This is a genomic window from Clostridium sp. JNZ X4-2 (genome assembly GCF_054889485.1).
In genome coordinates this window covers 2,436,538-2,449,084 of sequence record NZ_CM142685.1, presented here as the reverse complement: position 1 = coordinate 2,449,084, position 12,547 = coordinate 2,436,538, and the positions used below count along the sequence as shown (strand labels likewise).

Genomic DNA, 12,547 nt, shown 5'->3' with positions numbered 1-12,547 from the left:
GGAGAATAATATATGGAACTTATTGATGTGGATAAAGTCAGCTATGCTTATGGTGATGGAAGCCTGGCACTTAAAGATGTTAACATGAAAATAAAAAGCGGGGAAAAGGTAGCAATACTTGGTCCCAATGGTGCAGGTAAATCCACTCTTTTTCATCTGTTTAATGGAATCTTAAAGCCTAAATCAGGTACTATTACAATAAATGGACTTCAGGTATGCAAAAAAAATTTAGTTGAAATAAGACGTATGGTAGGCATGGTATTTCAAGACTCTGATGATCAGCTTTTTAATTCTACAGTTCGACAGGAAATTGCCTATGGGCTTTTGAACATGGGTATGAGAGGGCAGGAATTGGAAGATACAATAGCATGGTCATTAAAGGTGGTTGGAATGACAGGTTATGATGATAAAAGTCCCCATAATTTAAGTGGAGGGCAAAAAAAAAGAATAGCACTTGCAAGTGTCCTTGCCATGAAGCCTAAGGTAATGGTTCTGGATGAACCCACAGCAGCTCTTGATCCCAGGGGAGTATATAAGTTAATCAAACTTCTTGACATAATAAATAAAAAACTTGGAATTACTTTGATCTTTGCCACCCATGATGTGGATACAGTTCCTCTTTTAGCTGATACGGTTTATCTTTTGGATAAAGGAAAAATTGTAAGGGGAGGCACAACTCAGGAAGTGTTTAATCAAAAAGAGTTTATTCGAAAAATTGATTTAAGACTTCCAAGAGTAGCTCATTTGGTTGAAATTCTGGATAGAGATGGAGCAATAAATGCAGATACATTACCTCTTACCATTGGTCAGGCCAAAAGTGTTTTAGAAAATCAAAATAGAAATTGACATGAAAAGATATAAAAGTAGAATCACTGGAATTTTTTAATAAGATTTCAGTGATTTTTTCATATCTGTCATGAATTTAATAGTTTATAAAACTTTAAATTACATAAACTCTAGATACACAATTAAATAAAATACTTCAATAAAAAAATCTATGAGAATGTGAAGGAGGAATTCATCATGACAGGTAATGGAAATAGAACTTTAGTTCCAGAGGCAAAGGAAGGTCTTAATAGATTTAAGATGGAAGCAGCTAGAGAAGTAGGAGTGAATCTAAAAGATGGATATAATGGTGATATTACATCAAGGGAAGCAGGCTCAATAGGGGGACAGATGGTAAAAAAGATGATAGAGGCTTATGAGCAGGGATTAAAGTAACCATATTAATTAAAATAAATGAAAAAAGTATGAATAGTTACTTGACTAATATAGACAATAAGAATATAATTAACTCATAATTAAATAATAAAGTATACGGTTTATATTATAATTAAAAGGGAATATGGTGAAATACCATTACAGCCCCCGCTACTGTATCAGGTGACAATTTTAAATTTCCACTGGAGTGTTTCTGGGAAGGGAAAAAGAGGATGAGCCGATAGTCAGGAAACCTGCCTATACTTGCATAGAAATCTTTCGGAGGGAAGGATTTATCAATTGTAATGCTGATACTATTTTTAATAGTGTAGTTTTGTAATATGATAATCAGGGACTTCTAAAAGAAGTCCCTTTTTATATATATGTGTTTGGTGTTAACTTAAACATATCTAATCCCTTTAATAATGCACTTATTATGGATGAATAAGTGCATTTTTGTGTTTTAAAGAGCCTATATTAGGTTATAATATTTTAAAATAGCTATTGATTGGAATAAACTTAAAAGGAAGGATACATCATGTCTGAAAAATATTGGCCTGAAACGATTATACTTTGGGGAGCCGGTGCTACTAAAAGCTTAGGGCTTCATGCAACTAATGAGTTGATGCAGCTTATTTTAAAAATAAGTAAAAGGGATTTTTCCTTTTTGAAGGGAAAAGATAAAAAACTGGCTGATGCTTTTGAAAAATTAATTACGGAAGATTTAATTAAAGACTCTAAGATGTCTAAGATATACGATTTAAAAGCTCTAGAGGCTATAATAAGTACCAACGCCAAGTTTAACATGCACGAACTTTTTACTATGCTTGATCAACTTATTGACAATAATATGGGATTTAATGCTTTTTCTCATGGGAAAACACAGTTTTTAAGGGTGGAAAGAGTTCAGGCGGCCAAAAGATGTCTCATTTTGATTATTGAAGAGTTGGAGAGATTTAGTATACAAGGTACCCAGGGATATGCAGACAGAGAAAAAATGGAACCTTATTATCAATTTGCAAAAATACTTGTAGATCTTATGATAGAAGAGGCGCAGGCATTTGAAAACAGAGGTTATAGAAGGGATACAAGACGATTTTATCTTTATTCCTATGCCATAATATCTTTTAATTGGGATCCCATAATACTCTGGAACTTATTCAATGCCCATAAGGAGAAAAATGAAAGGCCTGTCAGACTAAAAGATGGCTTAAAATTGCAGTTATATGATGATTTTGGAACTCAGATATCTTCTGCCCAATTGAATGAGGATGAATCCGGCATATGGTATGTAACGGATGAACCCCAGTGTAAAAGTATAAATGATTATAATTACCCTTCTAGGATAATGAGGATAGGAAAAATACTGTTTCCCCATGGTATGTTTGGTTCCAGGGTCTGCCCTGAATGCGGCAAATCCATAATTAGTTTTGCAAAAAGATGGGATAGACTGTCTACAGAGGTTTTTGGGCCATCTATTTTAAAAACATTGCAAAAAAACTGGAGGTATACAACAGAAAAAGAAAAGACATATAAAAGAGGTGCCATAGAGTGTCCTTATTGTGGACAAATAACTTACCCTTATGATATGCCTCTTATAATACAGAGCCTTTCAAGGGAAAAGAGTGTACCAACTTTAGAAGAATTGAAAACTGAAATGGGACTTCTTATGAAAAATGCAAAACATATAATTTTTGCAGGATATAGTTTGCCGCAGGATGATATTATGGTTAAAACCTTTTTCATGTCTTCTATATCTGGAAATGACAGAGATAAGCTGAAATGTACTGTAGTAAACTATGATGAAGGGTATAGAGGTTCAGGTTGGCTGAAGGGCCATAAGATAGTGGAATATATAAAAGGAACAAAAAATAATTCTGCGGCTGAGTGCATAAAAAACATATGTGATATATTTCCATTAAAAAATATAAGGATAAATTTAAGCGGGATACCTGATATATTTATGGAAGATGGAAAATGCAGCAGGAGAAAGACAATAGATTTATTGTATCCTGAAGAGTATTTTAAAGAGGGATTTCCAATACATAGAGATTGAAAAAAAGATTATGTTTTTTAACTGCTTTATTGAACTTTCCATTAAAAGTGGTAAAATAAAATCGTCAGTATTTATTAAAAAACTGAACTAAATTTTATAAAGGAGGTTCCGTGTTATATCAAAATGAATAACAACGGAGAAAACTTATGGAAAGACAATTAAAAACATGGTCAAAGCTTAGTATTAGACAGATTGCCATAATTGGCATGCTGTCTGCAATTTCTATTGTACTTGGTGTAACTGGATTGGGTTTTATACCTATTCCGCCGGTGAAAGCCACTATAATGCACGTACCTGTTATAATAGGGGCTGTTTTAGAGGGGCCGCTTGTGGGTGCTATGGTAGGACTTATCTTTGGTGTATTTAGTGTGATTCAATCTATAACTACTCCTACCCCTGTTTCTTTTGTTTTTATGAACCCTCTGGTATCTGTTTTACCGAGAATACTTATAGGAGTGGGAAGTTATTACGTATTTAAGCTCATAAGAATGAAAAGGGAAGTTTTATCTGTAGGAATAGCTGCCGCCGTAGGGTCATTGATAAACACCGTAGGTGTGCTGGGCATGATATATATTATATACCTGGGTCCTTATTCCAAGGCACTAAATATAAGTTTAAGTGCAGCCAAAAAGGGAATACTAGTTGTAGCCTTTACAAACGGCATGCCTGAAATGATCTTATCTATAATTATTGCGGTATCTGTTGTCACTGCCATTACTAAGATGAGACATAAATAAATTATGCAATTAACCCTGAGCCTTTGCAAGCTTGGGGTTTTATAATATAGGAGGTAGAAATGAGGGAAATTTCATTTAATAGTATAGAGGGAATAAGAATAGGAAATGCCCAGAATTTAAAAGGTCCTACAGGATGTACTGTGGTTATATGTGAAAATGGGGCAGCTGCTGGAGTAGATGTGAGAGGAGGATCACCAGGTACCCGTGAAACGGATCTATTAAATCCAGTTAATTTAGTGGATAGAATTCATGCAGTAGTTCTTGCAGGAGGAAGTGCTTTTGGATTGGATGCAGCAGGCGGAGTAATGCAGTACTTAGAAGAAAGAAATATTGGCTTTGATGTAACCGTTACAAAAGTGCCTATAGTTTGCGGGGCGGTTTTGTTTGATCTCAACATAGGTGATTATAAAATAAGACCGGATAAGTCCATGGGATATGAAGCTTGTATAAATTCCAAGTTGAATTTATGTGAAAATGGCAACATAGGAGCAGGAGCAGGAGCAACTGTTGGGAAAATACTAGGAAGCAGGTATGCAATGAAAGGAGGACTTGGTTCTTTTGCTCTTCAGTCAGGTGAGCTTAAAGTGGGAGCGGTAGTTGCAGTGAATTGTCTTGGGGATGTAATAGACAGCAGCAGCGGAAATATAATAGCAGGTGTTTTAAGGGAAGATAAAAGATCTTTTGCAGGTACTGAGAGTATAATGATTTCAAGATATTCCAATAAAAAAAATTTATTTACCGGGAATACCACTATTGGAATTGTAGTTACTAATGGTAAATTTACAAAATCTGAAATGAGTAAAATTGCATCTATGGCACATAATGGTTATGGAAGAGCCATGAGACCAGCACACTCCATGTTTGACGGGGATACCATATTTTCCATGGGTACGGCAAAAGTTCAGGCAGATTTGAGCGTTGTAGGATTCTTGGCAGCTGAAGTTATAGAAAAAGCCGTTGTAAGAGCTGTAAAAAGTGCAGACTCAATTCTAGGCTACAAAAGCTATGGAGATATCCAGCATACCAGATAATTACTTGATAATTATTGAAAGTTAGAGTTAAAGTTTGACTTTATGGCTGGAATTTGTGATAAAATATAACTGTTGACTGCTGAAATTGCAATTATAAATATAAAAGGAGAGATATCTTAATGTCATATGATAAGGAAGTAAGTTCAATGAATGAAATTATAGATCAAATTGATTCAACTATGGAGAATGTAAAAAATGGAGAAATAGTAAAAGGAAAGGTTATTTCAATAACTGATAAAGAGGCTATGGTAAATATAGGTTATATGGTGGATGGAGTATTGCCTAAAAGTGAAGTATGCAAAAAAGAAGATGAAGATATGGGAGAACTTTTAAAAGTCGGAGATGAAATATATGTATATATAGTTAATATAAATAGCGGGGAAGAGGGCTTGTTATTGTCAAAGGTAAAAGCTGATGAAATAAGAGCCTGGGATAAAATTGAATACTTGTTCAAAAACAGGGAAACCTTTCAGGTAGTTGTAAAGGAAGTAGTAAAAGGTGGTGTGCTGGCGGATTTATATGATTTAAGAGCTTTTATACCTGCATCTCAGCTTTCAGTAAAATATGTAAACAATTTAGAGGATTTTATAAACAGAACTTTATCTGTGAGAATAATTGAATTGGATAAGAGCAAGCATAAAATTGTGCTGTCCAGAAGAGAAGTTGAACAAATAGAGCTGGCAAAAAAGGCAGAACAGCTGTGGAATAATATACAAAAGGGTGAGGAAAGGGAAGGAGTTGTAAGTAGACTCACAGGATTTGGAGCATTTATTGATTTAGGCGGTGTAGATGGATTAGTACATGTCTCTCAGCTTTCATGGAAGAGAATAAAAAATCCTTCTGAAGTGGTATCTATAGGTGACCATGTTAAGGTTTATGTTTTGGATGTGGATAAAGAAAAAAATAGAATTTCACTTTCTATGAAAAATAGGGAAGATAATCCCTGGAGCAAGGTAAATGAAAAATATAAATTAGATGATATAGTTCAAGGAACTGTGATCAAAATTATAAACATAGGTGCTTTTGTAGAAATTCAATCCGGGCTGGAAGGGTTTGTACACATATCTGAGATATCTCGAGAACATATTGTGAAACCTTCAGATGTTTTAAGTGTAGGAGATGTAGTAAAAGTAAAAATACTCAATATAGATGCAAAAGCCAACAGAATGTCACTCAGCATAAAAGAAGCTGAAGATAGCTCTTCTAAGGGGGACTTTAAAGAATATATAGATAATTCTAACCAGGGAGTTACTTTAGGTGATCTATTTAAAGATAAATTAAAGAATATAAAATTTGATTAAAGAGCATTTAAATAATTTATAAAAGGATTATATACTTTCCATATGGGGCATATAAATAATAACAGTATTTAATATTTAAAGAACAAAGCTAATCTTAATATGATTGATATACCATGTAATGCTCATACGTATATAACACAGTCACAGTAGATGTTTAAATAAGTTTTGTAAAATATGCAGTATAGATGAAAGTTGGTGTTAATATGGAATATAGATTGTCAAATTTGGTAGACATACCTGAGTTTAAAAATTTAATGGAGAGTTTTTACTCTATAACGGGGATATCATGTTTAATAAAATATATTAATGGAGATGTATTTAATGTACCGTTTAAATCTGGCTTATATCCTGGATTGGTATGTGACGGGCATGAAGAGGATATACTTAGGCAGATTGACAGGGGAAATAAGATCGGAGTTTATAAACATTGTAATGGTCTGATTTACATAGGTATACCTATAATTATAAATAAAAAACATATTGCAACAACTTTTTTAAATCCAGTATTTTTTAAAGAAAGTTACAGAAAAAATGCTATAGAAAAATCAGATGAATTTAGCCAGGGAAATAAGGAATATGTCAATGGTATTATGAGAGTACCTGTTATTTCAGAAAAAAATATGAAAAAAATTATTAACTTCTTTCGTAATGAATTCATGGTATTGGCCAAATTGGAGTATAGATTGATTGAAGACTCAGGCAGAACCAAAGTTACTAGTGAAAATTATACAGAACTTTATAATACATACGAACAATTATATGCATCATATAAAAAATTTATACTTCGATATGATAAAATGGCAAATATGGCTTATTATGATCAGTTGACTAATTTATATAATCGGAATTATTTTACAAAGGAGGTTGAGAATCAAATTGAAAAATATCCCAGAAAAAGTTTTTCAATATTCCAAATCGAATTGAACAATTTTAAAAGTATAAATGACATTTTCGGATACGAGTATGGGGATAAATTATTAAAAAAAATAGGAAACACCTTGAAAGAGTTGAATATTGGAGTAGTTTCAAGGATGGGCGGAGATGGATTTTTGCTTTTGAAACGTGAAATAAGTGATAAAATAAAATTAAATGATTTAGCTGAATATATAGTGGATACAATAAGTGGATTGTGGGATTTCGATGGAAAAGAAACCTTGGTGTCAGCTAATGTAGGTATAACAGTTTTCCCCAGGGACGGGAATAAAGTTGCAAAGCTAATTAGAAATGCAGATATAGCATTGAATAAATCTAAGTTATCTGGCCAAAATTCTTATAGATTATTTGAAAAATCCATGTATGAAGAGATTTTAAGGAAGACAGAACTTGAGAGAGAATTGAGGAAAGCAATAAAGAACAACGAATTTATATTATATTATCAGCCTCAAGTTGATATAAAAACTAAAAAGGTAGTTGGATTTGAAGCTTTAATTAGATGGAACAGTCCCATACTTGGATGGGTCATGCCTTTGGAATTTATAAACCTGGCTGAAGAAACAGGGTCTATAGTGCCTATAGGTGAGTGGGTTCTTAAAACTGCCTGTATACAAAATAAGATATGGAAAGATAAGGGGTATTCTTATGATTTTATATCCATAAATGTTTCTCCAATACAGCTTAAGAACAGCAATTTTCTAAGCACAGTCAGACAGGTTTTAGAAGAAACGGATTTAAAACCTGAATATTTGGAAGTGGAAATAACTGAAAGTGTTATGATGGAATCCCTTGAATTGAATCTAGGGGTAATAACTGAGCTTAAAAATATGGGCGTCAGAGTAGCATTAGATGATTTTGGAAGTGGATATTCTTCTTTGAACTATCTAAAAAATATTCCAATAAATACTCTTAAAATTGATAAGACTTTTATAGATGGGATATGTAAGGATCCTTATGAGGATATTATAACTGGAGAAATAATAAAGCTTGCCCATAAAATGAAATTAGAAGTGGTGGCAGAGGGAGTGGAGATGGAAGAACAAATTCGATATTTAGAAGGAGAAAATTGTAATAAAATTCAGGGATATTATTTTGGCAGACCAATGCCTCCGGAAGATATAAATATGTTTTTAGAGAAAAAGATGCCTCAGCTTTAGTTATTGCTGGGGAAGAAAAAGCTATTGACATTCCAAAAGTTGTGCTTTATAATTTATCTTGCAGTTACAAAAAATTCTAATTTAAATATGGGAATTATTTTATAGATAATTTATCTTGTCGTAAATATAAAATTAAGTTACTGGAGCGCAGCCAAGTGGCAAGGCAGTGTACTTTAATTCCATCATTCTTAGATTAAAATCCTGCCGCCCCAGCCAGGGGTCTACTAGCTCAGTTGGTAGAGTACATGACTTTTAATCATGGTGTCCGGGGTTCGATTCTCCGGTAAGCCATCATTGAACCGAGGTTATAGATTTTGTGGTATAGATTTGACATGATAAAATCCTAATATTTATTTTTATATATGCAGGTGTGGCGGAATTGGCAGACGCACTAGACTTAGGATCTAGCGCCTATGGCGTGGGGGTTCGACTCCCTTCATCTGCACCACTTGTTTACAATAAAATTCATTTTAAATGATAAGAATGATTTACATATTATACAGTACCATAGCATGATTGAGAATTTTATTGCAGGAATTAGACTTATCATCTGATTCCTATTTATTATCTTAAAAAATAGATGAAAGGGCGTTTGATTTAGCATGGATGTTACCTGGCAGAGTATAGTATTTGAACTTATGTTAATATTAGTACTCACGGTGATTAATGCATTTTTTTCAGCCATAGAAATGGCCATAGTCGCTTTAAATAGAAACAGAATTAGTTATTTAGCAGAAGAAGGGAATAAGAGGGCAGAAATAATATTACAATTATTAAAAGAACCTAGTAATTTTTTAGCTACTATACAGGTAGGAATAACTCTTGCTGGATTTTTTGCCAGCGCATTTGCAGCTACTACCCTGTCAACAAAATTTGCGTTTTTTTTGAATAAATTGGGCATTCCCTATAGTGATAAAATATCCGTAATTGTCATTACAATATTATTATCGTATGTTACCCTTGTTTTTGGAGAATTACTTCCAAAGAGAGTTGCACTTCAAAATTCAGAAGCAATGTCAATGGCACTGATAAAACCTATTTTATTTATAAGTAAAATAATGCTGCCATTTGTGAAATTGCTATCAGGATCCACTACTATTCTCATGAAATTGTTCAATGTGAGTACAGAAGACATTGAAAATAGAGTATCGGAAGAAGAAATCAGATCCATGCTGGAAGAAGGTCAGGAAACCGGTGTATTTAATCAATCTGAAAAGGAAATGATAGAAGGAGTATTTAAGTTTGATGACAAACTGGCAAAGGAAGTCATGACTCCCAGAACTGAAGTATTTGTTATAGACATAGATGATCTGGATTCAAACACCGTGGAAAGCATTATTGAAGAGAAGTATTCCAGGATACCTGTATATAAAGATGACATAGACAATATAATAGGAATACTGTATATTAAGGATTTGTTTGCCAAGTTGATGAAGAGTTCGGTGAATAATATAGATATAAAATCAATGCTTAGAACTCCATATTTTGTACCGGAGAACAAAAATATAGATGTACTTTTTAAAGAACTTCAAAGTACCAAAAATCATATGGCCATTTTAATTGATGAATATGGAGGATTTTCAGGAATTGTAACCATAGAGGATTTAATTGAAGAGGTAATGGGAAATATATTTGATGAATATGACGATAATGAACAGTATATAAATAAGATTGATCAAAATACTTATCTGGTCAGTGGATTATTATCCATAGATGAGGTGAATGAATTTTTAAATTTAGACTTAAAATCAGATAATTCAGATACTATAGGAGGATTTGTGGTAGAACTTTTGGGAAGTATTCCAAAAGAAGAAGAGGAAAACACAGTAGAATACGGGGATGTAATTTTTAAAGTGGAAAAAGTAGATGAGAAAAGAATAGAAAGTTTGAAGATATACACCCCTAAAAAAACAAATTCTCAGCTGTAAGAAATAATCAATATTTATAGAGCAATTTTAATGCTGATTTAAATATTTGTTCAGAAAATTTGGCAGGAACTCTTGTCTAGAGGTATAAGAAGTGTTTATTCTTTGCTTTATTAATCCGGGATTTCGGTCTATGATGAATCCCTCGGATAAGATAAGAGTCTTTGCCTGTTTGCATATGAGTTATATAAAAGGAGAGATGTAATATGAATTTAGACAAAATATTTTTCAGAAATTTTTTGAAAAATGTATTTTCGGATACTGTTCAGGTTATATACTGGGATGGTACGGAAGAAAAATATGGAGATGGAGAGGCCAAGTTTAAGATATACATAAATGAAGATATACCTAAGAAGGATATTATAAGAGATCCTTTCCTTACCCTGGGAGAAGCTTATATGAATAATATTCTGGACTTTCAGGGAAATATTAGAGAAGTTATAGAATCAGTGTATAAAAATAAGGAAAGTTTTTTAAATAAAGCGGATATGTTTTCCAAATTGTATAAAGTTATTCCTAATACTTTAAAGAAAAGTAAAACGGATGTACAATATCATTATGATTTAGGGAATGATTTCTACAGTATTTGGCTTGACAAAACCATGACCTATTCTTGTGCATATTTTAAGAATGAAAATGATTCTATTTATCAGGCACAGATAAACAAGGTAAATTATATATTGAAAAAACTGAACTTAAAAAAAGATCAAAGACTTTTGGATATAGGCTGCGGCTGGGGAGAACTTGTTATTGAGGCTGCAAAGCAATATGGAGTAAATGCCCTGGGAATAACTTTAAGTGAGGAACAATATAAAAAAGCTGCTGAAAGAGTGATTGAAAATAATTTACAGGGAAAAGTGGAAATAAAATTATTGGATTACAGAGAGCTTTTGGGCAAAACGGATAAATTTGATAGAATAGTAAGTGTGGGAATGATAGAACATTCAGGAAAGAAAAATTTGCCTGTTTACATGGAAGATGTAAAAGAGATGTTAAATGAGGGGGGAGTATCTCTTCTTCATTGTATTACCGCACAGACCGAGGGAGAAGCAAATGAATGGATAAAAAAATATATATTTCCTGGCGGGTATATTCCATCTATAAGAGAATTAGTTAGTTTAATGGCAGATAATGATCTTCATCTAGTTGATGCAGAGAGCCTGAGGCTGCATTATTTTAAAACATTGAAATGCTGGGCTGAAAATTTTGAAAACAACTTAGATGAAATAAAAAAAATTAAGGATGACAGATTTATAAGGATGTGGAGGCTTTATCTAAATGCCTGCGCAGCTTCATTTCACTATGGAGTAGTTGATATACATCAATTTGTATTTACTAAAGGACTTAATAATGAGCTTCCTATGACTAGAAAATATTTGTATGAAGATTAAATATGTTGTAGAATCAGAGTTATATACTCTGATTTTTTTATGGGAAGAATCCTCTTGAATCTGAAAATACCTGGTATAAGCTGAAAATCAGTATATTGTATAAAATATAAAAAGGGGATAATGTATGATTATAGATGCAGTTATTTTTGACATGGATGGAGTTATTATAGATAGTGAGCCATTGCACAAAAAATTAAATGACCAGTTGTTGGCTGAATATGGTGTAAAAATGAGTAAAGAAGAACAACTTGGTTTTATAGGAACCACAAATTATTATGAATGGAAAACAATTAAAAGAAGGTATAATTTATCTAACTCTTTGGAGGAACTGGTAAAAAGGGACAGGGATTTGTATTTAACCAATTTAAAGAGAAATAAGGATATAAAACCAATAGAAGGCGTGGGTGAACTTATAAAGTTCCTTTACAGCAAGGATTTAAAATTAGCTGTAGCATCTTCATCCCCAATAAATGTTATAGAAATTGTCATTAAAAGATTTAAACTGGAAGAATATTTCTGCCAGCTTGTTACAGGTGACGATGTTAAAAAAAGCAAGCCTGCTCCAGATATATTTTTAAGAACAGCGAAACTTTTAGGTGCAAGACCAGATCATTGTATAGTGATAGAGGATTCTAAAAATGGAGTGGAAGCTTCAAAAAAAGCTGGGATGTACTGCATGGCCTTTAAAAATTTAAATTCAGGGGATCAAGAATTATCAAAGGCAGATTTTATATGTGATTCTTTTTATTGTATGTTGAGAGAATTTAAAAAAATTGTTTTTTAAACTTTTTTAATATTGTGGATAAACGCAAAAAA

10 protein-coding genes, 2 tRNA genes and 1 riboswitch are annotated in these 12,547 nt (G+C 32.7%); all 12 genes read left to right on the top strand.

Translation table 11 applies throughout. From position 1 onward, the window contains the following. The first annotated feature begins 12 nt into the window (after positions 1-12). The 12 genes from ACYUJ6_RS11740 (at position 13) to ACYUJ6_RS11685 (ending at position 12,515) form a co-directional block, all read left to right on the top strand. On the top strand, positions 13-846 hold the full coding sequence (locus ACYUJ6_RS11740) for an energy-coupling factor ABC transporter ATP-binding protein (protein WP_461842963.1): 834 nt from the start codon (positions 13-15) through the stop codon (positions 844-846). Between the two features lie 177 nt (positions 847-1,023). Then, positions 1,024-1,221 (top strand): alpha/beta-type small acid-soluble spore protein, encoded by a 198-nt coding sequence (locus ACYUJ6_RS11735; RefSeq protein WP_461842962.1) that lies wholly within the window; start codon positions 1,024-1,026, stop codon positions 1,219-1,221. A 79-nt stretch (positions 1,222-1,300) separates the two neighbouring features. Beyond that, positions 1,301-1,476: riboswitch (cobalamin riboswitch) on the top strand. Positions 1,477-1,738: 262 nt separating this feature from the next. Further along, a complete protein-coding gene (locus tag ACYUJ6_RS11730; protein WP_461842961.1) occupies positions 1,739-3,256 on the top strand; it encodes a hypothetical protein in 1,518 nt (505 codons plus the stop codon). A 146-nt stretch (positions 3,257-3,402) separates the two neighbouring features. Further along, a complete protein-coding gene (locus ACYUJ6_RS11725) occupies positions 3,403-3,993 on the top strand; it encodes an ECF transporter S component (RefSeq protein ID WP_461842960.1) in 591 nt (196 codons plus the stop codon). A 59-nt stretch (positions 3,994-4,052) separates the two neighbouring features. After that, entirely contained in the window at positions 4,053-5,024 is a 972-nt protein-coding gene (locus ACYUJ6_RS11720) for a P1 family peptidase (protein ID WP_461842959.1), read from the top strand. Between the two features lie 119 nt (positions 5,025-5,143). Beyond that, complete coding sequence (gene rpsA / locus ACYUJ6_RS11715) at positions 5,144-6,325, top strand: 30S ribosomal protein S1 (RefSeq protein ID WP_461842958.1); 1,182 nt, start codon at positions 5,144-5,146, stop codon at positions 6,323-6,325. 203 nt (positions 6,326-6,528) lie between these two features. After that, entirely contained in the window at positions 6,529-8,415 is a 1,887-nt protein-coding gene (locus ACYUJ6_RS11710; RefSeq protein WP_461842957.1) for an EAL domain-containing protein, read from the top strand. Between the two features lie 217 nt (positions 8,416-8,632). Next, positions 8,633-8,706 (top strand) — tRNA-Lys (locus ACYUJ6_RS11705). A gap of 73 nt (positions 8,707-8,779) precedes the next feature. Next, positions 8,780-8,863: transfer RNA gene (locus ACYUJ6_RS11700), tRNA-Leu, on the top strand. A 154-nt stretch (positions 8,864-9,017) separates the two neighbouring features. Continuing rightward, positions 9,018-10,343, top strand: coding sequence for a hemolysin family protein (locus tag ACYUJ6_RS11695; RefSeq protein WP_461842956.1), 1,326 nt, complete (start codon positions 9,018-9,020; stop codon positions 10,341-10,343). A 203-nt stretch (positions 10,344-10,546) separates the two neighbouring features. After that, entirely contained in the window at positions 10,547-11,731 is a 1,185-nt protein-coding gene (locus ACYUJ6_RS11690; protein WP_461842955.1) for a class I SAM-dependent methyltransferase, read from the top strand. 124 nt (positions 11,732-11,855) lie between these two features. After that, entirely contained in the window at positions 11,856-12,515 is a 660-nt protein-coding gene (locus ACYUJ6_RS11685) for an HAD family hydrolase (protein ID WP_461842954.1), read from the top strand. The last annotated feature ends 32 nt before the right edge of the window (positions 12,516-12,547 follow it).

Coding starts and splice junctions, on each gene's coding strand:
- ACYUJ6_RS11740 (WP_461842963.1), top strand. CDS start 13: ATGGAACTTATTGATGTGGATAAAGTCAGCTATGCTTATGGTGATGGA.
- ACYUJ6_RS11735 (WP_461842962.1), top strand. CDS start 1,024: ATGACAGGTAATGGAAATAGAACTTTAGTTCCAGAGGCAAAGGAAGGT.
- ACYUJ6_RS11730 (WP_461842961.1), top strand. CDS start 1,739: ATGTCTGAAAAATATTGGCCTGAAACGATTATACTTTGGGGAGCCGGT.
- ACYUJ6_RS11725 (WP_461842960.1), top strand. CDS start 3,403: ATGGAAAGACAATTAAAAACATGGTCAAAGCTTAGTATTAGACAGATT.
- ACYUJ6_RS11720 (WP_461842959.1), top strand. CDS start 4,053: ATGAGGGAAATTTCATTTAATAGTATAGAGGGAATAAGAATAGGAAAT.
- rpsA (WP_461842958.1), top strand. CDS start 5,144: ATGTCATATGATAAGGAAGTAAGTTCAATGAATGAAATTATAGATCAA.
- ACYUJ6_RS11710 (WP_461842957.1), top strand. CDS start 6,529: ATGGAATATAGATTGTCAAATTTGGTAGACATACCTGAGTTTAAAAAT.
- ACYUJ6_RS11695 (WP_461842956.1), top strand. CDS start 9,018: ATGGATGTTACCTGGCAGAGTATAGTATTTGAACTTATGTTAATATTA.
- ACYUJ6_RS11690 (WP_461842955.1), top strand. CDS start 10,547: ATGAATTTAGACAAAATATTTTTCAGAAATTTTTTGAAAAATGTATTT.
- ACYUJ6_RS11685 (WP_461842954.1), top strand. CDS start 11,856: ATGATTATAGATGCAGTTATTTTTGACATGGATGGAGTTATTATAGAT.